Consider the following 19,198-nt stretch of genomic DNA (forward strand, 5'->3'; position numbering starts at 1 on the left):
TTTCAGAAGCGGAATGTGAAAAGGCCGCGCGCCGCATAGGTCTCGGCGGCTTCTTCGATGAAACGGGCGATGCGTTCGGCCTGGTAGGTATCGCGCATCGTGGCGGCGGCCTCGAGCAATTCTTCCTTGGACTTGGCACGGCCGGGGCGCAGCAGTTCGTAGACCTGCATGATAAAATCCTGCGGCACCTCGACGAGCTCCGCCCCGCGCTCGAAGTTGAGGGCCAGTGTCGGCCTTCCGACGTCGCGCGCCACATCGGCTTGAGCCTGCAGCGCTTGCGGCGTGATGCGAAGGTCTTCCATCGTGACCTCGCCGGCAAGCACCGCATCCAGCGTTATCTGTGAAAGCGCCTTGCCGTGCTTGCCGGTCACCTCTCCGGGCTGTGTTTCGGCAAGTGGATAGTCGGCGCGGGTATGGGTCACGATTTCGCTCCCGTCAGCGTGACATCGACCTCTTCGGGAGCCGCACCAGCCTCGGTCAGCCCGGTTTCGATGGCATAGATAAGGGCGACGCGGGCGTGGTAGCGCGAACCCATGGCCTCGCCCCGCTGCGGCACCACGATGGGCTCCGGCATTTCGCCCAGCGCATAGGCGGCCGCATTGGCACCCAACGCGCGATAATGTTCGAGCCTGGTGATCGGCGCATTGGAAAACAGTTCGAGGTTGTTATGCGGCTGGCGGTCGCGCTGATGGATGACAGCCGTGCCCTTGGCCTGGATGCCGATGCCGATGCCGCTGCCGGCAAGCCGAGCGGCGGACAGGCCGAGGAAGGAGGTATCGGCCGTGTGGCGAAAGCGAACGACGCGCGCCTTGAGCCCGCGCCCGCGAATTGCATCCAGCATGGCGCCAAGGACCTCGGAAAGCCGATGCCCGGCCGTCGTCCGGTAAAGCTTCAGCCCGAAGGCCGGGCTGATGCCGATGACCACGTCGTCCTTCGCCGATCCATTGGCCGCGGGGCCAACGTTGCGATAGCGGATATGTCTCGCCTCGTCTTTCTCGTGCAGCGCCTCCGAACGCAACACTTCCTTCTGGTCCAGCACATCGCGAATGTCGTTGAGCTGGAGCCGCCGTTCTTCAGACACGCGATAGCCGGAGCCTGGACCGAGATAGTCGTTCGGGTCGTTCACCGCGCTGACGATGCGCCCGTTGCGGATCATGGCCGAGGTCTGAAGATAGTCGCCTGAAAGGCGCAGCTTCACCACGTTCAGCAGGTTCTCGGCCTCTTCGCGGAAACCCCGGTTGGCCAGCACCTTGACCACGTCGATCACGGTGATGCCACGCTCCTTGATGGCCTCGCTGATGAAGCTCACGTCGCGCGGCATCAGGCTGCGCGTATCGTCGGAGCCGGAGGCGTAGACCACACTGGTCTTCATGTCCTCGGTCGGCGTCGACAGACCGAGTTCCTCGAACACTGCGGCGATCGCCTCCACCGCCCGCTCGCGCAACTCGATCGCGCGTGACTCGGGCAGTGGCGTCAATCCGCCATCGGCCTCGAAATCGCGCTGCAGCACCAGATAGTCTTCCAACTCCTCGCCGTTGATCAGCGACGGGTTGAATGAATTGTCGTATTTCAGGATCGATCCCATCCCCGAGCAGATCAGGTCCGAGCCGGCAATCAGGTAGGGAAGGATCTTTGCGCCGACGCGAATCTCGGATTCGGTGGAGCGCGCGTCATTGCCGGATGCGCATTCGAGGTCGAGCCAGACGGCGATGAGGTTCTCTGCCATCAGCTCGCGGACGCCACCAGGTATGGTGGCGGTCAAAGGCGCCCCGTCGATGCCGCCATTTTGCGTACCCTGCACCCCCATGCCGCGTTGCAGGCAGAGACAGCGTGCCTCCAGGTAAAGCAGCGACTTTGCCTCGTGGAAGCCCATCAGCAATTCGGAGCCGGCACCCGACGTGCAGCGCATCTTCACGCCGCGCGATGCATAGGCGGCGGCGAGAAATGCCTTGGACCACGGCGTGTCGTCGCCATCGGTGAACGATTTTTCGGTACCGTAGACGGAAACGGTTTCGGCATAGGACGTGAAGCCGGCCATGGCGATGCGCAGCTCCTCCGCCTCCTCGCTGGAGCATTGGAACAACGTTCCCCAGCGGCCGACGGCGCCGCCCACCGCGCACGCCACCGCGTTGGACCAGGCGTTGCGCGACACGCGCATCGTGGTCTCGATCTCGTCGAAACCGAAGGCGACGGCGGTTGCGGCGTCGGCGGCGAGCTGCAGCGGGTCGTCCTTGGCGTTGGTCACATGCGCCTGGTTACCCGGCGTCTTGCGTGCCCGCATCTTCGAATAGGCGAAGGCGATCTCCAACGCGTTGAGCTGCGACACGACCTCGGCGAGTTTGGCGGGTGTCATGCCATGCGCGAGCCGCACCAGTGTTTCGCGCGGCACATTCATGTCGACCAGCCAGCGTGCGACGGTCGCCGAGTCCAGCGCCATCGCTTCAGGCGCCACCTCCGGGTCGATGTGATGGCGGGCTATGAACCGGTCGATCATGTCGTAATCGTGCTCGAGCACGCCATCAAGGGACACGACGCGCCCGCCCTGGATGCCGATGCCGGGTTTGGGATCGGCCGGGCTGGAGAAGGCTGAGAAGCCATTGGCGGGGTCTTCAGCCGCGAACTTGTCCAGCCGCAACGGCCGCTCGTCCCAGTCGGCGAAGCGCTTCCAACGGTTCAGTTTCGGCGTCATGCATGCGTTCCTCGACCCAGCGGAAAGACTATTGAATGCCCGCTCGTCGCACAATGGCCCGGATCGAACAGCCCTGGATCCCCTGGCCGATGCCATCGACCCGCGCCATTGAACGCTTTCTGGCCATTTACGATCTCGACCGCTTCGATCTCCCGCTCTTGTCGAGGCATCACAGCGCGATAATTCTCCTGAGGGGGTGGGCTTTTCACTCCTGAAAGGAGCCGGCCATGAAACATCAGACACTCGACCAACTGCATGCCGTCGCCAAGATTGAATCCTCGGCTGCATATTCCGCAATGACACGAAATCAGCGCATAGAGCGCTGGGCTGAACTGCTGGAGCGTAATCCCGAGCGATGCCTGGGCGCGTTTGCAGGCACCGAACATCTTCACCCTGGAGCACGCGCAACGATGCGGGGCGAGGGATCGGCAATTTCGGTTGCCTTCGAAGATCCGGTGCTGCGCGCATCGGGTTTGAAAGACGATACGTATGGCGAGGCAAAGCGCTTTTTCGAGCTGAACGACTGGCAGCTGCACGACATCGTCTGCGATTGCCACGTCGGCTCAACCATGAAAGCGCGCTGGGCCGCCAGCCGGGTCCGCTCAGCGATTAGCGGCAGGTTCTTTACGTGGTTGAAGCAAACGATAATGCGCTGACCGGAGGCGGGGATCGTCGTCTGGTTGAGCCGATATAAGGTCTTCGTTACCCGACGCGGGGATCAACCCTTGTCCTCGTGATACAGCCGGTCGGTCGCCCGGTCGCTTTCCCTGCGTTCGGCGGGGCCAGGACGGCGACGCCTCGCAACAACATAGGCCATCAATATGACCAGCAACAATGGCCCACCGGCGACGACAAGCAACCACATGACACTTTCAAACATGGCACATCTCCTTTCCCAGACAATCGGCAAGGAGAAGAACCGTTCCGCTCATGACGACATGGGTGACGCGATTGGACTCGTTTGATGGCACTCGAACTACCGGCCGCGTTCGTATGTTCCGACAAGTTCGGCTTGCTCAAGCGCGTGTTTTTGCGCCTCCTGCCAGATCCGTTCGACGCCCGCGCTCGCCGGGATGGCAAGGCTCGGCGTGTCGAGCGCAGCCAGCCGGAAATGGTAGTGATGAACGCCATGCCCGACGGGTGGTTGAGGGCCATCATAATAGGCGTTTCCGAAATCGTTCGTGGCTTGCCTGAGGGCCTGCGGACCCGGCTTGCCGCTTTCCGCCTCGGGAAGTTCGCGGGTGTCGGGGGAGATGTTGAACACTGCCCAATGGCCGAACATGCCGCTTGGGGCATCAGGATCCTGGACGACGAGAACGAGGCTCTTCGTGTCGGCCGGCACACCAGCCCACTTCAGCGGCGGAGACACGTTCTTGCCGTCTCGGGTGTATTTGTCGGGAATCTGTCGGCCTTCGGCAAAGGCGGTACTGCTGAGTGTGAGGGGCATGCTTCACTCCTACGGCAACAGTTGATCGCGTGCATCGGCACGCTATTTGTTGGTCCGCATCTTCTGTCTCGGATTGATCCCGCCGGCGGCATTGGTGTCGTTTTCGACGTCGCCTTCAACCGTGTTCTGGCCTTCAAGCTCGAACTCTTCGCCTTCCTTGATCGTTCCCTTCGAGGTGCCGATACCAGGGTTGTTCGCCAAGTCGGCATCGCTCGGTTTCTTCCACTTTGGATGCTTGGTTCCGGTCATCAGAAAACTCCTTCGAAGAGGTTTTCGGTTTCAAAACCGCAAGCCGGATGAATTGCTCCGGCCTCTTTCATGGGCTCGCTGTCCGCCTCGGCTAAAGCCCGAACGGATAAGTGTCGGGAACACCGGTTCCTGCGTGTTCCGGGCCAAGCGGCGTCACCGCCGCGGTTTTGTCGAACCACACGAACGCGTCGAATTGCCGGGGCAAGGAGACGTCGGCATAGTGGCTGCGCAACTCGGTTTCCGGCCGGTAGATCACACCAATGAAGCGCTCCAGCCTGCGTTCCAGCAGGCGCTCGCGCAGCGCTTCGTCGCGCCTCAAGTCGAGCAGGAAACGCGGCACGCGGCTATCGTGGCAAAGCCGCTCGTAGCTGTCGGGGTGGGAGGCGCGAACCTGCTTCACCTCCATCTCCCCATCCCAGTCGCTGGCGGCAGCCACGGTGCCGGAATGGGTGCCAAAGCCGATCAGCGCGGCCTCATCGCCGAAACGCTGCCGGCAGAGTTGGCCGATATTCAGTTCGTCCCTGACGACACCCATCTCGGTGTAGCGGGCATCTCCGATGTGCGAATTATGCGCCCACACGATGGCCTTGGAGCTCGGGCCGCCAGCATCCAGCAAATGTTCCAGCGTGTCGAACATATGGGTGTCACGCAGGTTCCAGGATTCAGCGCCGCCATAGTACATGATCCGGTAATACCGCTCGGCGGCGGCAATCAGCCGGGCATTCTGGCTGGCGTCGAGGAAATCCACACCGTCCTGCCTTGCATATTCGAGTTGTCTGGCGAGCAGGTCCCGGCATTGCTCAAGCACCGCTTTCTCGCATTTTTGATAGCCGGCGGTGAGCACCGCGCGGCCGTAGGTGGATGGCTCGTTCTGCCAAGGTGTCAGGCAGCCATAGCGCTCGCGCGCGACCTTCGCCGCCTGCGGGTCGACCCGGTCGAGATAGTCGAGAACCGCGGCGATGGACCCGCTCATATTGTAGATGTCGAGGCCGTAGAACCCCGCTTGCCCTGATGGCTCAAGCTTCTCGTTGTGGTGGCGCATCCACTCGACGAAAGCCGCAAAATCGGTGTTTCGCCACATCCATGTCGGAAACCGCTGAAATGGCGCAATGGCGCCGGCTTGCGGCTGACGACGGCGAACGTAGCGGTCGATCTCGGCGGCATCGGGCCAATCCGCCTCGACCGCGACAATGCTGAAACCGTGCCGTTCGACGAGCCTGCGGGTGATTGCCGCGCGGGCCTTGTAGAATTCGGACGTGCCATGGCTTGCCTCGCCAAGCAGGACGACGCGCCGGTCGGCAAACCGATCGAACAATTCGCCAAAGGTCGGGTCGTCGAAATCCGGAAGCGGTTCAGCCGCCCTCGCGATCATATCGGGCAGGCTGACGGGAGGCGGATGTCGGAGCGGCCGATCGGCCTCGGCCAGCTTGTCGCCCTCCGGCCAACCTTGTTCGCCGATGAGCGGGACGAACCGCACACCGCCGTAGTCCTCTTCGCTGTAAGTCGAAGCGCCCGTGCGTGTGACCTTTAGCAGACGCTGCAAATCCGGATCGTCGCCGACAGGAACGACAAGGACGCCTCCGACATCGAGTTGTTCCTGAAGAGCCAGCGGCGCACCCGGTCCGCTGGCCGCGACCACGATGGCATCGAATGGTGCGGCCTCCGGCCAGCCCTTGGTGCCATCGCCTGTGCGGACCTCGATGTTGCGATAGCCCAGCTTTTCAAAACGTTGTTTTGCCGACTTGGCCAGACCGGGATGACGCTCGATCGTGTAGACATGTTCGACGATCCGGCTCATCACGGCGGCCGCATAGCCCGAACCGGTACCAACTTCGAGCACGTGATCACCGGCTTTGACATCCGCCATCTCGATCATGAGTGCAACGATATAAGGTTGGGATATCGTCTGTCCGTCCGCAATCGGCAGCGGTCCGTCTTCATAAGCGAACTCTTCGAAGCCAGGATCGACGAAAGCCTCGCGCGGAACTTCGCGCATGGCCTGCAGAATCTCGCGATTGCGGATGCCACGCCGGCCGACATGTACTTTGACCATTCGATCGCGGGCACGGGAGAGATCGAGCATTTCCAGCTCCGTTTGGTGGCCGCCCTTTGGTGATCGCTTGTCCGCGACGCCTGGAGGATATCCTTCGCGGCACCTTAGCGATCGCCTTGAGCTCGGCTGTCTAACCGCTGGAGGACTTCAAGGTTCCCACAATTCCCCGCACAGGCCGCCAGCTCATTGTGAATCGCGAACGGCCCTTTCTTGCTAGGCAGTGCGCGGTTCGAAGCCGGCCCTGATGGCGGATCAGAGCTTGCTCGGGCGCGCAGCCGCTCCAGTTACCTGCAGCGAAGCGCTGCTGGAGAACCGGTACCGGAGGTTGGGCAATGAACGACAAGGCTGGTGCAACGCCGCGGACGATCGGCCTCGAACGGATCGATCTCATGGACCGCTACTGGCGTGCCGCGAACTACATCTCGGTCGGCCAGATCTACCTCCTCGACAATCCGCTGTTGCGCAAACCCTTGAAGGCCGAGCACGTCAAGCCGCGGCTGCTTGGCCATTGGGGCACGACGCCGGGCCTGAATTTTCTCTACCTGCATCTGAACCGCGTCATCCGCGAACGCGAACTCGATATCCTGTTCATTTGCGGCCCCGGCCATGGTGGTCCCGCGATGGTCGCCAACACCTGGCTCGAGGGCACCTACAGCGAAATCTATCCTGATATCGGGCAGGGCGAGGACGGTCTGAGGAAACTGTTCCGGCAGTTTTCCTTCCCCGGCGGCGTGCCAAGCCACGCCGCGCCCGAAACGCCCGGCTCCATCCATGAGGGCGGCGAACTCGGATATGCGTTGGTCCATGCCTTTGGTGCGGCCTTCGACAACCCGGATCTGGTGGTTGCCTGCGTCGTTGGCGACGGCGAAGCCGAGACCGGTCCGCTCGCGGCGTCATGGCATTCCAACAAGTTCCTGAACCCGGGGTCGGATGGTGCCGTCCTGCCGATCCTGCATCTTAACGGCTACAAGATCGCCAATCCAACAATCCTTGGCCGCATGGACGACCAGGCGTTGCGAAACCTTTTCGCCGGCTATGGCTACGAACCATTCTTCGTGGAAGGCCACGAGCCGCTTGCCATGCACCAATCCATGGCCGGGACGCTCGACACGGTGCTCGATCGCATCCGGTCCGTTCAGGAACAGGCCCGGTCTCCGGGATGGCGTGGCGGGCGTCCGCTGTGGCCGATGATCGTGCTGCGCAGCCCCAAGGGCTGGACCGGACCAAAGGAGGTCGATGGCGAGAAGGTCGAAGGCTTCTGGCGTGCGCATCAAGTGCCGGTGTCGAACGCGCGGGGAAATGAGGAACACCGCAAGATCCTCGAAACCTGGATGCGAAGCTATGAGCCGGAGAAACTGTTCGACAAAAACGGGCACCTTCTGCCGGAACTCGCTGCGCTGGCTCCGACTGGATCAAAGCGCATGGGCGCGAGCCCATATGCGAATGGCGGGCTGTTGAAGCGCGACCTTGTGCTTCCGGACTGGAAAAGCCTGGCGCTGGAAGTGCCCCGGCCGGGAGGGGTCGTTGCCGAAGCGACGCGGATTTGTGGAAGCTACCTTCGCGAGGTGTTCCGCCTTAATGCCAAAGCGCGAAACTTCCGGCTCATGGGACCGGATGAGACGTCGTCCAATCGCCTCGATGATGTGTTCGAGGTCACGGATCGGGTCTGGATGGAGGGCATCGGGCCCTACGACGTCCATCTTTCGCGCGACGGCCGCGTCATGGAAGTGCTGAGCGAGCATCTCTGCCAGGGCTGGCTCGAAGGTTATCTGCTCACCGGCCGTCACGGACTGTTCTCATGCTACGAGGCCTTCATCCATATCGTCGATTCCATGGTCAACCAGCATGCCAAATGGCTGAAGACCTCCGGCGAACTCGCCTGGCGCAAGCCGATCGCCTCGCTCAACTATCTCTTGACCTCTCATGTCTGGCGCCAGGACCACAATGGCTTCAGTCATCAGGATCCGGGTTTTGCCGACCTAGTCGCCAACAAGAAGGCCGATACGGTCAGGCTCTACTTCCCGCCGGATGCCAACACGCTGCTGTGGATTACCGACCATTGCCTGAGGACCTATAACCGCATCAACGTCGTCACAGCCGGCAAGCAGCCGACGCCGCAATGGCTGTCCGTCGAGGAAGCCGAAGCCCATTGCAAGGCGGGCGCGGGGATCTGGGAATGGGCCGGCACCGTGGCCAAGGGCGAGGAGCCGGATGTGGTCATGGCCTGCGCCGGAGACGTGCCGACGCTGGAAACGCTGGCCGCGACGGACATTCTGCGCTCCGCGATCCCCGACCTGAAAATCCGCGTCGTCAACGTCGTCGACCTGATGACGTTGCAGTCGAACACCGAGCATCCGCACGGTCTCGCCGACCAGGCTTTCGACGCGTTGTTCACGAAAACACAGCCGGTCATTTTCGCCTATCATGGCTATCCCTATCTCATCCATCGCCTGACCTATCGCCGCGCCAACCATGACAACATGCATGTGCACGGCTTCCGCGAGGAGGGCACCACAACTACGCCGTTCGATATGGTGGTGCTCAACGAACTCGATCGCTACCACCTCGCGCTTGCCGCCATCGAGCGCGTGCCGGGGCTGGCCGAAAGGACCAAACGCCTTGCCGGCGAACTCCACGACCGGCTGGTGAAGCACAAGGCCTATGTCCGCGAGCATGGCGAAGACATGCCCGAAATCCAGAAATGGAGCTGGCCCGCGAACGCGGCAAAGGTCCGCCAATGATGCGCCAATCGATCCTGGCATTGAATGCCGGCTCGTCCAGTATCAAGTTCGCGCTTTACGATCTTGCTTCGCCGCAAGATCTACAACTCGTTTCGCGCGGCACGCTGGATCTGGGCGACGTACCCACACTCCGCGCGACAGCGGCCGACGGAACTGCGCTGTGCGACCGGCAACTCACCGCCGACAAGCCGCGTGACACAGCCATAGGCGAGATGCTGAATTGGGTGCGGGGCGAACTTGGTGCAAGAAAACTTATCTGCGCCGGCCATCGCATCGTGCATGGCGGGAGCGAGTTCATCGAACCCGTCCGGTTGACCCCAGCCATCATCGAGGCCATCGACAGGCTGACGCCGCTCGCTCCGCTGCACCAGCCCCGCAGCCTCGCGCCGGTCCGCGCCATAGCCGCCTTGCAACCGGACCTGCCACAGGTCGGGTGTTTCGACACTGCCTTCCATCGGACGATCGAGCCGCTCGTGCGGCGCTTTGCGCTTCCCCGCGAATATGAAGGAGAGGGCCTGCGCCGCTACGGTTTCCACGGCCTTTCCTACGAATATATCGCCGGGCGGCTCGGCGAGATATCGCCATCTCTCGTGGCGAAACGCACCATCATCGCCCATCTCGGCAACGGGGCGAGCCTTTGCGCCCTGCGCGGGGGCAAAAGCGTCGATACCACGATGGGGTTTTCCGCCCTCGACGGTCTTGTCATGGGTACGCGCTGCGGCGCCATCGATCCCGGCGTGCTGCTGTATCTCCTGTTGGAAAGAGGCGTAGCGGCGGACGAATTGCAGACGATGCTCTACGAGCGATCCGGACTGCTCGGTGTATCCGGTATTTCGGGCGACATGCGGACGCTGGAAGCGAGCGATGACCCTCACGCCGATGAGGCGATGGAGCTTTTCGCCTTCCGCGCGGCGAGGGAGGCGGCGGCACTCGCGAACACGATGGGTGGGCTCGAATGCCTGGTGTTCACCGCCGGCATCGGTGAACGGTCATCCCCCATCCGCAAGGCGATATGCGGGAAATTGACGTGGCTTGGCGTGGCGCTTGACCAACATGCCAATGACGCCCACGCCGAGATCATCAGTCGTCCAGACAGCAAGGTGGAAATCCGCGTGGTTGCGACTGACGAGGAAAAAATCATTGCGCGTCATAGCCGCGTGGCGATGCAGCCTGAAGGAAACGCGATCCAGTTCCGGCCCTGAACAGGAGAAGTCTGCCAACTCCTGCCGACAATAATATTGCGCCTAACGCCGACGGTGCATCTGACAGCCAGGGAACCAGTTGGGCCGTACCGCGTCATAGAAGCAGGTTGGTTGCAGCCAGGAAAGTGACATCGATGATCAGGCTCCTTCTTATCGTCGCCGCTGCGCTCGCCCTTGCATGCGGTGCGACGGACGCAGCCAAGCTGGACCCTAACGCCGTCAACCAGGCCCAATTCGCCGCCGGCGAGCCGAAAGGCGTCGATCCGACCGTTCTGAGGGCGCAGATCCTTTTGGATCGCGCCCGCTTCTCGCCGGGCCTGATCGATGGCCGCCTGTCGGAGAACTTCGCCAAGGCGGTCGGTGCCTATCAGACTGCGAACGGTCTCCAGGCGGATGGCAAGCTGACACGCGAGACCTGGGACAAGCTGGTAGCAGCCTCCGCCCGTCCGGCCTTGATTGCCTACGAACTGGCGCCCAAGGATGTGCGCGGACCTTTCACCAAGCGTATTCCGGCTCGCATGGAGAAGATGGCCCGTCTAAGGCGGCTCGGCTATCGCAACGCGATGGAGAGGCTGGCTGAGCGCTTCCATGTCAGCGAAAAATTGCTGAAAATGCTCAATCCAGGCGCCACCTTCCGGAAGGCAGGCACGATGTTGATGGTGCCCGATGTTGGCCGAGGCGATCCTCCAGCCGCCATTGCCGGCGTCGAGGTCGACAAAGGCGCTCGCGTAGTGCGCGTGCTCGATGCATCCGGCAAATGGCTCGCAGTCTACCCCGCCTCGATCGGTAGCGACGAGAAGCCGGCGCCGAGCGGCACGGCAGAGGTCAAGCGCGTGGTGCACAACCCCACCTATCACTACGATCCGAAGTTCGCTTTCAAGGGCGTCAGGACCAAGCGGCCCTTCACTATCGCAGCCGGGCCGAACAATCCGGTGGGATCGGTCTGGATCGACCTCTCCATCGAAAGCTACGGCATTCATGGCACGCCCGAACCCGGCAAGATCGGCACGACCTTCTCGCACGGCTGTATCCGGCTGACCAACTGGGATGCCGAAGACCTCGCCTCCGTGGTGCAAGAAGGCACCACGGTCAACTTCAAGGACGAGATGGCGGACGTCGGCAACGAGCCGCCCGCAGTAGCACATTAGCCGAAAGCGGTGTCCGTGACGGCGGCCACCAAAACTTCCTGTCGTTGGAGGCTGCCCCTGGAATTTGGCCCGGCGGGTGAATCTGGCACGGCGGGACGAAACTCGTTTTGGGAAACGTTTGTGGGACAGGCAACGCTCAAAGCCGGCGCCCCGACATTGGTGCCGTAGAGCAAAGACCCTTCGGCAGCGGCGACACCGCGCACGACGCCCAAGGAGACCGGAAATGTCTGCCAACGCCTATATCAACCGGATCGCGACAGCGGTCCCGGAGCATGAAGTTCATCAATTCTATCTGCGGTTCGCGGCTTCCATGCTTGCTGCCAATCGCAGGAGGATCTTTGAACGCATGGCCGGCCTTGCCGGCATCGAAAGCCGCTATTCCTGCTTTGCGCCTGCCATCGACCCCGAAGGAGCGTATGTCGACCGTGCCGGAACCTTTGTCCGCGGCGCATTCCCCGGAACGGCCGCGAGAATGGCGATGTTTTGCGAAGCCGCTCCTGTACTGGCAAAAAAAGGCGTCGACGGATTGCAGCTTGGCGACGAAGCGTCGCGCATCACCCATCTGATCGTCACCACCTGCACCGGGTTTTCCGCGCCAGGTATCGACCTGGACCTGGTTCTGAGCTGCGGCCTGTCGGACAGGGTCGAGCGCACGATGATCGGCTTCATGGGCTGCTACGCTGCGATAAATGGCCTAAAGCTGGCCCGCCACATCGTTCGCTCCGACCCGCAATCGAGAGTCTTGCTGGTCAATATCGAGCTCTGCACCTTGCATCTCAATGAAACCACCGAACTGGAAAAGCTGCTGTCCTTCTGTCTTTGGGGCGACGGCTGCGCGGCCGCGCTCGTCACCGCCGAACCGCCCGGCATCAAGCTCGACAGTTTCCACTGCGTTGTCGCGGACGAGCGACGGGACCTGATGAGATGGGACATTCGCGATCGTGGCTTCGACATGGTTCTTTCTGGCCAGGTTCCTGCGGCGATCCACGACGCGTTGTTGAGCAACCAGGACGCCTTCCTCGGCGGTCGGCCGACCGAAGCGATCGATCTGTGGGCCGTTCACCCCGGCGGGCGCTCTATCCTCGACGCTGTTGAAAGGGCGCTGAACCTCACGCCGGCCGCGCTCAAGCCGTCGCGTGAGGTGTTGCGCCGATACGGAAACATGTCGTCGGCCACCGTTATGTTCGCGCTGCAAGAGATGCTGAAGGCGGCGCCGGGCCTGCTCGGTTGCGGCATGTCGTTCGGACCCGGCCTGACGGCTGAAACCATGCTCTTTCGAACAGTATCATGAGCGAACTGCACCAACGTCGCCTTGTCCCGGAAATCCTGGACGGATTGGCGGCCGACGATCCGCGTGCGCTCGCCTCGCGCCGCGATCTCCGCTGCATCAACGCGCTGATGTTCCAGGCGCGGATCATGGCGTCATTGCTGCGGAAATTCGTGCCGAAGCCGCCACGGCGCATTCTGGAGATAGGTGCGGGCGACGGTACCTTCATGCTGGCGGTGGCGCGGCACATGGCCAGGCATTGGCCCGAGGTGGAATTGACAATGCTCGATCGCGCCGGTCTCCTCACCGCTGAGCTCTCCGCCGATTTCGGCAGGCTGGGGTGGACCATCGAAGGCATCACCGCCGACGTGTTCGACTGGGCGGAAGGTGCCGGGGGCAAGCGGTTCGACGCGATCACCGTCAATCTGTTCCTGCATCATTTCGACGATGCCGGTCTGGTGCGTCTGTTTTCCCTGCTGGCGCCGAAGGCGCCGCTGCTGCTTGCGACGGAACCGCTGAGATCGATGCCGGCGCTGGCAGCGGCTCGCCTTCTGCCGGCGATCGGCGTCAATGATGTGACGCGACATGATGCGGCCCAGAGCGTGCGTGCCGGCTTTCGCGGCAGCGAACTGTCCGGTCTCTGGCTCGCGGCCGGTCGCAAGCCGCTCGAGGAACGGCGCGCCGGTCTTTTTTCCCATGTCTTCGTCGGGTCAGCGACAATGCCGGTTTTGAGTTGAACCCGTGAGCAACCTATCGACCCATGATGCGATCGTCATCGGCGCCGGCCCGGCGGGCACTTCCGCCGCACTCACACTGGCCCGACATGGGTGGTCCGTGGCGATCGTGGAAAAGAGCGCGTTCCCGCGCCGCAAGGTCTGTGGCGAATACATTTCGGCGAGCAATCTCGTGCTTCTCGATCGATTGGAGATCGGCGATGCCTGGCGCGCTGATGCTGGCCCCGAAATCCGCCGCGTAGGCTTCTTTTCCGGCGAGACCTGCGTCGAGGCGCCGATGCCGGACGCAAAATATGGTCCTGCAAAAGAAGGTTTCGGCCGCGCGCTGGGCCGTGACGTTCTCGACGCGCTGCTGTTGCAGGCGGCGCGATCGGCGGGCGTCGAAATCTTCCAGCCTTGCCGGGCCGTCGCCATGGATCGGGATGGGGACACGCAAAGGGTGCGCATTCAGGCGAGGGGCGAGAATTCGGGCGACGAGACGAGGATCTTGCGGGCGCCGGTGATTGTCGCGGCGCATGGTTCCTGGGAACCGGGACCGCTGCCAAGCCAGCTCGAAAAGACCAGTCATCCGTCGGACCTGCTCGGCTTCAAGGCGCACTTCACCGGCTCGACGCTCGCGCCCGATCTGATGCCTCTGCTGGCGTTTCCCGGCGGCTATGGCGGCATGGTCTTGGCCGATCATGGCCGGCTGTCGATCTCGTGCTGCGTAAGGCGCGAGATGCTCGCGCGACTGCGCGGGAAACATGGCTCCGGACATGATGGCGTCGCAAGCCCTGTGTCGGCCGCTGACGTGGTCTTCCATCATCTCATGGCTTCTTGCCGGGGCGTCAGCGATGCTCTGGATGGAGCCTGTCTCGATGGACGGTGGCTCGCAGCCGGCCCGATCCGCCCCGGTATCCGGGCCTGTTATGAAAGGGACATCTTTCGCGTCGGCAATGCTGCCGGGGAGTCTCATCCGATCATCGCCGAAGGCATCTCGATGGCGCTTCAGTCTGGTTGGCTGCTAGCCAGGGAACTTGCTGGCGCGCCAAGCGGTCGGGCAGGGCGCGAAGCTGCCGGTAGGCGCTATCAAGCGGCCTGGCGAGGATTGTTTTCGACGCGCGTCCACGCTGCCGCGGCTATCGCCCGAATAGCGCTCGGCCCCGGCGGTCCCGCATTGATGGCGGCGGCTGTCCGGAACTTCCCGCAAACACTGACATTTGGCGCGCAAATGAGCGGCAAGACGAGGCCAGTTCCCGGTCTTGCATGACCGGCGCTATCTGATGGCGATTTGGAACAGATGGGAACCGCCAGCCGCATCCGCACCGGTAAGTGCGTTCGGCAGATCCTGAAGATCTTCCGGTGTGCGCATGTCTGAATGGGCCGGGATAGAGAAACGCTTTATGGGGTCTTCGCATGACGAAGCTGGAGTCATTGGAAAGATCAAACAGAAGCTGACAGGCGGATGAGGAATCCCGCTCGCCGGGAAAGGCGTCGGCCCGTCAGCGACGAGCGGTCTGTCCCGGGTCTCCCTTCCGCGCCTTCTCAGGGACGAGTTTTCCGGCATTGGCGCGAAGCCCCCGGACAAATTCCTCGATGTAAGGCAGGAATTCGAACAGCAGAATGATGACAAGCATCGTCACGATGTAGGTGACGGGCAGAGGTTCCGATTTCCAGACAAGATAGATTCGTGCCGGCTCTGATCCCAAGCCGAAGAGTGCGAGGAATTGACCCCAGTGCAGGGAGATCACGATGATGATGCCCATCAGCGGGATCATCTCCAGAAAGCTGTGAACGTGCTGCTCGACCGGCGTCACGGTTCGTGCTGTCGTGGCGTAGCGCACATCCCACATGGCCGTGGCTTCGTGGACGAGGAATGCCACAAGCATGCCGGCGATGATCAAGGCGTTGATATCGAGGAACATGGCCGCCAGTAGCGGAATGCCGACCTCAACGAACATCAGGAGATGAATAAGAGATTCCTTGGCGCCAGTCGTCGTCTCGATATGCGAGGCGCGATGACATAGCCAATCTGCGAACCCGGCCAGGAGCCAGAGCGGCAGGATGAAGTACATCAAAATAACGACAGTCGGATCGGACAGCATTTCAGTCCCCGGTGGCTGGGCGGAGCGCTCGCGCCACTGTTCAATTGGTTAGATCAGGGGAAACCCCGACCATGCCAAGCGGTAAAGAACGACGGTGTTTTGCCCGCTTCGACGAAACTTCAACGGTGCGGTGCCGGGCAGGTTCCGGACTCATCGCGAAGAGATCACGATCAGCGATCGCCTCCTGGCATTGAAACGAAAGTCCCACGGTCCTCCGCAGGGCGATCCGTGGGATTGGTGGTTTCGTTCCGATATTGCCAGGCGGGCTGGCCTTCACCATCTAGCCATGATGTCGATGTTCAAATCGAAAACACCCGGCTCATCCTCGGTTCAGCAGGATCTCTTTGGTGCTGTCGACGATCTGCCGGAAGGTTTTCGCTACCAGCCCGGATTGATCACACCACGGGAAGAAACCGAACTCGCCAGGCAACTGGGCGCTTTGCCTTTCCAGGCGTTCGATTTCCATGGCCATTTGGCCAACCGGCGGGTCGTCGGTTTTGGCTTGCGTTACGACTATGATCGGCGCGAGGTCGTGCAGGCGCCAGCAATACCTGACTTTCTGTTGCCTCTGCGCGAAAAGGTTGCAGCCCTTGCGCGACGGCCGGCCGAAGCTTTCGCACAGGTGCTGATCAACGAGTATCGGCCTGGCGCCGGCATCGGCTGGCACCGTGACAAGCCTCATTTCGAGGACGTGGCGGGTGTCTCGCTGCTGGCGCCCTGCAGCTTCCGGCTCCGGCGAAAGAACGGCACCAAATGGGATCGCCGGACCATCGTCGTCGAGCCAAGGTCGGCCTATCTGATGACCGGACCCTCGCGCACGGAATGGGAGCACAGCATTCCGCCGGTTGACCTGCATCGATACTCGATCACCTTGCGGACTTTGCGGTCTCAAAATTCTTGAATCGCATGCGCTCCTGCTGAGCTTTGAGATCGCTTTGCGATGCCATCACGAGTTCTTGAGCGCAAACTGTTCCGGGAACCTCCCAACCACAAGTTGGTTTGGAAGACAGGTCCAACTTTCACAGGTGGAGAATGTCCGTGGCCCGTGCGCAATCCAAGTTGGTGATCTCCCGGCGTCCGCTTCATAAAACACCGATGGCGGTGGCCAATGCGTGTTTCATCGGCACGTTGCTGACCGACGTAACCTACTGGCAAAGCGCGGAAATGATGTGGGCCGATTTTTCCGCCTGGCTACTTTTCGCCGGCCTGGTCGTGGGCGTGCTCGCGGTTCTGCTGGCGCTTGTCGATTTGTTCACCGGTCGACTTTCCGGTGCGGCAAGGTCTGCGTGGCCCTCGCTTCTCGGCAATCTCGTCGTGCTGGTCATATCGTTCTTCAACGCGCTGGTGCACAGCCGCGATGCCTGGACCTCGGTCGTGCCGACAGGGCTCACCCTGTCAGTCGCGGCGGTGATCGTCCTGCTCCTCCTCTGTCTGCTGGAATGGAGTTTCGGCCGCAATCGAGTGGAGGTGGTCGAATGAGCGCCATGATGTTTTCCAGCCGATATATCCAGCGCGCGGCTGGTCTCGGTCTGCTGTGCGGTTCGCTCCTCACACTGCCGGCGTGCAGCAATGATGAGCCGGACCCAGGCGATCAGGTCGGAGCGAACCCGACACTGCCAGAACTGACTCAGTATCTTGTTCCGCCGATGCACGTCGCTTCGGTCGTCGGATGGAAACAGGATGAGACGCCGACAGTCGCCAAGGGCCTGCAAATCAAGGCCTTCGCGAAAGGACTGAAGCACCCGCGCTCGCTCTACACTTTGCCGAACGGCGACATTCTCGTGGTCGAGTCCGTGGCGCCGCCCGGTGCTGCAATCAAGCGTCCGAAAGACCTGGTCATGGGCTGGATCGAGTCCATGGCGACCTCGGGCGGAGGAACTGAGGGAAGCAACCGGATCACCCTGCTGCGCGACACGAACGGCGATGGCATGCCCGATGTCCAGGACATATTCCTCGATCATCTCAATTCGCCCTTCGGCGTGGCCCTGGTCGGCAACGATCTCTACGTCGCCAACACCGATGCCATCGTGCGCTACCCCTACACCACCGGCGATACCAAGATCACCGCGCCCGGCACCATACTAACACCGTTGCCCGGGGGGCCGATCGATCACCACTGGACCAAGTCGCTCGTCGCCAGTCCTGACGGGTCGCTGCTTTATGTCGGCATCGGCTCCAACAGCAACATCACGGAGAACGGCATCCAGGCCGAGAAGGACCGGGCCGCGATCTGGGAGGTCGACCGGGCCACCGGGCGCTATCGCATTTTCGCGAGCGGGCTGCGCAATCCCAACGGGCTGAGCTGGGAGCCGCAGAGCGGGGCGCTGTGGGCAGTCATCAACGAACGCGACGAGCTCGGCCCCAATCTGGTTCCCGATTACATGACATCGGTCAAGGATGGTGCCTTCTATGGCTGGCCGTACAGCTATTATGGCCAGCATGTCGATCCGCGCGTGATGCCGCGGCGGCCGGACTTGGTGGCGAAAGCCATCCCTCCGGACTATGCCCTGAGTTCCCACGTCGCACCTTTGGGTCTGGTGTTCTACACCGGAACCAACCTGCCGGACTCCTATCGCAACGGCGCCTTTGTCGGCGAGCATGGCAGCTGGAACCGCAAGCACTTCAATGGCTACAAAGTCGTCTTCGTAGCGTTCAAGGACGGTCATCCGGAAGGCAAGCCGCAAGACGTCGTCACCGGTTTTCTCGAGAACGACAACAAGGCGCATGGGCGGCCGGTCGGAGTTGCCGTCGACAAGGCGGGTGCGTTGTTGATAGCGGACGATGTCGGAAACACGGTCTGGCGCGTGACGTCCGCATCCCGATAGATATTTCCGCAACAATGCCGAGTGATTGGGTAGCCCTCGCAGCAGTCAAGGACGTTCAAATGCAACTGACAGCCTTCGCCCTCAATTGCTCCCTCAAGGCCTCCGACGACAAGGAGAAATCCTCCACCGACCGCCTGCTCGCCGATCTTCTCGCGGCACTGGTGCCGCATGGGGTCAAGGGCGAGATCGTGCGTTCGCTCGATCACGACATCAAGCCGGGTGTGCTTTCAGACATGGGCAAGGGCGACGACTGGCCAAAACTCAGACATAAGATTCTGGCAGCCGATATTTTCGTGCTTGGTTTGCCGATCTGGCTCGGTCAGCCCTCGAGCGTTGCCAAGCGCGTGATGGAGCGCATGGACGCGTTCTTGGACGAAACCGATGATCGGGGGCGCATGCCGGCAGCCGGAAAGGTAGCTCTGGTGGCCATTGTCGGCAATGAGGATGGGGCGCATCACTGCCATGCCGCATGCTTTCAAGCCTTGAACGATGTCGGCTTCACCATTCCCGCCAATAGCGGAATCTACTGGGTCGGCGAGGCCATGAACGATGTCAACTATGTCGACCTGCCTGAAACGCCGGAAAAGGTTGCCGCCGCGATCGAAATGGCTGCTTCCAACGCTGCCCATCTCGCCAGCTTGTTGAAAGGCGAAGCCTATCCTGGCGTCTTGCGGTGAAGGTCGGTTTGCGGTGGGGTTTTCGCACTCGGTGTCCCAAGCGCCTGAATGCTCCAGCCGAAGGCCACGCCGGTTCGCCTTT

18 protein-coding genes are annotated in these 19,198 nt (G+C 61.9%); 11 read left to right on the forward strand and 7 right to left on the reverse strand.

Features of this window, described 5'->3' with window-relative positions; translation table 11 throughout:
* Positions 1 to 2 precede the first annotated feature (2 nt).
* Both AC0NIH_RS13725 and AC0NIH_RS13730 read right to left on the reverse strand, forming a co-directional pair.
* Entirely contained in the window at positions 3 to 422 is a 420-nt protein-coding gene (locus AC0NIH_RS13725; RefSeq protein WP_023779028.1) for a diol dehydratase small subunit, read from the reverse strand.
* Complete coding sequence (locus AC0NIH_RS13730; protein ID WP_287274438.1) at positions 419 to 2,689, reverse strand: propanediol/glycerol family dehydratase large subunit; 2,271 nt, start codon at positions 2,687 to 2,689, stop codon at positions 419 to 421. The genes AC0NIH_RS13725 and AC0NIH_RS13730 overlap by 4 nt, the downstream gene beginning before the upstream one ends.
* Before the next feature lie 227 nt (positions 2,690 to 2,916).
* On the opposite strand from AC0NIH_RS13730, the gene AC0NIH_RS13735 reads away from it, so the two are divergent.
* The gene (locus tag AC0NIH_RS13735) at positions 2,917 to 3,345 is read left to right on the forward strand and encodes a hypothetical protein (protein WP_473468980.1); all 429 of its coding nucleotides are present in this window, start codon (positions 2,917 to 2,919) and stop codon (positions 3,343 to 3,345) included.
* 62 nt (positions 3,346 to 3,407) lie between these two features.
* Here AC0NIH_RS13735 and AC0NIH_RS13740 read toward each other — a convergent pair whose 3' ends face one another.
* The 4 genes from AC0NIH_RS13740 to AC0NIH_RS13755 all read right to left on the reverse strand — a co-directional run bounded on the left by AC0NIH_RS13740 (position 3,408) and on the right by AC0NIH_RS13755 (position 6,468).
* Positions 3,408 to 3,569, reverse strand: coding sequence for a hypothetical protein (locus tag AC0NIH_RS13740; RefSeq protein ID WP_023779024.1), 162 nt, complete (start codon positions 3,567 to 3,569; stop codon positions 3,408 to 3,410).
* Between the two features lie 96 nt (positions 3,570 to 3,665).
* The gene (locus AC0NIH_RS13745) at positions 3,666 to 4,136 is read right to left on the reverse strand and encodes a YbhB/YbcL family Raf kinase inhibitor-like protein (RefSeq protein ID WP_473468981.1); all 471 of its coding nucleotides are present in this window, start codon (positions 4,134 to 4,136) and stop codon (positions 3,666 to 3,668) included.
* A 42-nt stretch (positions 4,137 to 4,178) separates the two neighbouring features.
* On the reverse strand, positions 4,179 to 4,385 hold the full coding sequence (locus tag AC0NIH_RS13750; protein WP_473468983.1) for a hypothetical protein: 207 nt from the start codon (positions 4,383 to 4,385) through the stop codon (positions 4,179 to 4,181).
* Positions 4,386 to 4,476: 91 nt separating this feature from the next.
* Positions 4,477 to 6,468, reverse strand: coding sequence for a protein-L-isoaspartate(D-aspartate) O-methyltransferase (locus AC0NIH_RS13755; protein WP_473468985.1), 1,992 nt, complete (start codon positions 6,466 to 6,468; stop codon positions 4,477 to 4,479).
* Positions 6,469 to 6,770: 302 nt separating this feature from the next.
* On the opposite strand from AC0NIH_RS13755, the gene AC0NIH_RS13760 reads away from it, so the two are divergent.
* From AC0NIH_RS13760 to AC0NIH_RS13785, 6 genes are all read left to right on the forward strand, one after another.
* Complete coding sequence (locus AC0NIH_RS13760) at positions 6,771 to 9,179, forward strand: phosphoketolase family protein (RefSeq protein WP_473468986.1); 2,409 nt, start codon at positions 6,771 to 6,773, stop codon at positions 9,177 to 9,179.
* A complete protein-coding gene (locus AC0NIH_RS13765; protein ID WP_473469001.1) occupies positions 9,176 to 10,381 on the forward strand; it encodes an acetate/propionate family kinase in 1,206 nt (401 codons plus the stop codon). Before AC0NIH_RS13760 ends, AC0NIH_RS13765 begins: the two co-directional genes overlap by 4 nt.
* 134 nt (positions 10,382 to 10,515) lie before the next feature.
* Complete coding sequence (locus AC0NIH_RS13770; protein WP_473468988.1) at positions 10,516 to 11,529, forward strand: L,D-transpeptidase family protein; 1,014 nt, start codon at positions 10,516 to 10,518, stop codon at positions 11,527 to 11,529.
* Positions 11,530 to 11,752: 223 nt separating this feature from the next.
* On the forward strand, positions 11,753 to 12,820 hold the full coding sequence (locus AC0NIH_RS13775) for a type III polyketide synthase (protein WP_473468990.1): 1,068 nt from the start codon (positions 11,753 to 11,755) through the stop codon (positions 12,818 to 12,820).
* Positions 12,817 to 13,533 (forward strand): methyltransferase domain-containing protein, encoded by a 717-nt coding sequence (locus tag AC0NIH_RS13780; RefSeq protein ID WP_473468992.1) that lies wholly within the window; start codon positions 12,817 to 12,819, stop codon positions 13,531 to 13,533. The genes AC0NIH_RS13775 and AC0NIH_RS13780 overlap by 4 nt, the downstream gene beginning before the upstream one ends.
* A gap of 4 nt (positions 13,534 to 13,537) precedes the next feature.
* On the forward strand, positions 13,538 to 14,779 hold the full coding sequence (locus AC0NIH_RS13785; protein ID WP_473468993.1) for an NAD(P)/FAD-dependent oxidoreductase: 1,242 nt from the start codon (positions 13,538 to 13,540) through the stop codon (positions 14,777 to 14,779).
* A gap of 232 nt (positions 14,780 to 15,011) precedes the next feature.
* Here the strand turns inward: AC0NIH_RS13785 and AC0NIH_RS13790 are convergent, their stop codons facing one another.
* A complete protein-coding gene (locus AC0NIH_RS13790; RefSeq protein ID WP_473468995.1) occupies positions 15,012 to 15,614 on the reverse strand; it encodes a diguanylate cyclase in 603 nt (200 codons plus the stop codon).
* Positions 15,615 to 15,903: 289 nt separating this feature from the next.
* On the opposite strand from AC0NIH_RS13790, the gene AC0NIH_RS13795 reads away from it, so the two are divergent.
* From AC0NIH_RS13795 to AC0NIH_RS13810, 4 genes are all read left to right on the forward strand, one after another.
* A complete protein-coding gene (locus AC0NIH_RS13795; protein ID WP_473469003.1) occupies positions 15,904 to 16,515 on the forward strand; it encodes an alpha-ketoglutarate-dependent dioxygenase AlkB in 612 nt (203 codons plus the stop codon).
* 131 nt (positions 16,516 to 16,646) lie between these two features.
* Positions 16,647 to 17,093, forward strand: a complete 447-nt coding sequence (locus AC0NIH_RS13800) for a DUF2231 domain-containing protein (RefSeq protein WP_031257806.1) — start codon at positions 16,647 to 16,649, stop codon at positions 17,091 to 17,093.
* A 5-nt stretch (positions 17,094 to 17,098) separates the two neighbouring features.
* Positions 17,099 to 18,439 carry a PQQ-dependent sugar dehydrogenase gene (locus AC0NIH_RS13805; RefSeq protein ID WP_473469006.1) on the forward strand — a complete coding sequence of 447 codons (1,341 nt, stop codon included), beginning with the start codon at positions 17,099 to 17,101 and terminating at the stop codon, positions 18,437 to 18,439.
* A gap of 59 nt (positions 18,440 to 18,498) precedes the next feature.
* Positions 18,499 to 19,116, forward strand: coding sequence for a flavodoxin family protein (locus AC0NIH_RS13810; RefSeq protein WP_473468997.1), 618 nt, complete (start codon positions 18,499 to 18,501; stop codon positions 19,114 to 19,116).
* Positions 19,117 to 19,198: the final 82 nt, after the last annotated feature.

This window comes from Mesorhizobium sp. WSM1386, assembly GCF_055901595.1.

What these genes read in the sequence shown, in the direction of transcription:
- AC0NIH_RS13750 (WP_473468983.1), bottom strand. Translation starts at nt 4,385, where the DNA reads ATGACCGGAACCAAGCATCCAAAGTGGAAGAAACCGAGCGATGCCGAC.
- AC0NIH_RS13805 (WP_473469006.1), top strand. Translation starts at nt 17,099, where the DNA reads ATGATGTTTTCCAGCCGATATATCCAGCGCGCGGCTGGTCTCGGTCTG.
- AC0NIH_RS13770 (WP_473468988.1), top strand. Translation starts at nt 10,516, where the DNA reads ATGATCAGGCTCCTTCTTATCGTCGCCGCTGCGCTCGCCCTTGCATGC.
- AC0NIH_RS13755 (WP_473468985.1), bottom strand. Translation starts at nt 6,468, where the DNA reads ATGCTCGATCTCTCCCGTGCCCGCGATCGAATGGTCAAAGTACATGTC.
- AC0NIH_RS13780 (WP_473468992.1), top strand. Translation starts at nt 12,817, where the DNA reads ATGAGCGAACTGCACCAACGTCGCCTTGTCCCGGAAATCCTGGACGGA.
- AC0NIH_RS13775 (WP_473468990.1), top strand. Translation starts at nt 11,753, where the DNA reads ATGTCTGCCAACGCCTATATCAACCGGATCGCGACAGCGGTCCCGGAG.
- AC0NIH_RS13790 (WP_473468995.1), bottom strand. Translation starts at nt 15,614, where the DNA reads ATGCTGTCCGATCCGACTGTCGTTATTTTGATGTACTTCATCCTGCCG.
- AC0NIH_RS13810 (WP_473468997.1), top strand. Translation starts at nt 18,499, where the DNA reads ATGCAACTGACAGCCTTCGCCCTCAATTGCTCCCTCAAGGCCTCCGAC.
- AC0NIH_RS13730 (WP_287274438.1), bottom strand. Translation starts at nt 2,689, where the DNA reads ATGACGCCGAAACTGAACCGTTGGAAGCGCTTCGCCGACTGGGACGAG.
- AC0NIH_RS13795 (WP_473469003.1), top strand. Translation starts at nt 15,904, where the DNA reads ATGTCGATGTTCAAATCGAAAACACCCGGCTCATCCTCGGTTCAGCAG.
- AC0NIH_RS13765 (WP_473469001.1), top strand. Translation starts at nt 9,176, where the DNA reads ATGATGCGCCAATCGATCCTGGCATTGAATGCCGGCTCGTCCAGTATC.
- AC0NIH_RS13760 (WP_473468986.1), top strand. Translation starts at nt 6,771, where the DNA reads ATGAACGACAAGGCTGGTGCAACGCCGCGGACGATCGGCCTCGAACGG.
- AC0NIH_RS13735 (WP_473468980.1), top strand. Translation starts at nt 2,917, where the DNA reads ATGAAACATCAGACACTCGACCAACTGCATGCCGTCGCCAAGATTGAA.
- AC0NIH_RS13740 (WP_023779024.1), bottom strand. Translation starts at nt 3,569, where the DNA reads ATGTTTGAAAGTGTCATGTGGTTGCTTGTCGTCGCCGGTGGGCCATTG.
- AC0NIH_RS13745 (WP_473468981.1), bottom strand. Translation starts at nt 4,136, where the DNA reads ATGCCCCTCACACTCAGCAGTACCGCCTTTGCCGAAGGCCGACAGATT.
- AC0NIH_RS13800 (WP_031257806.1), top strand. Translation starts at nt 16,647, where the DNA reads ATGTCCGTGGCCCGTGCGCAATCCAAGTTGGTGATCTCCCGGCGTCCG.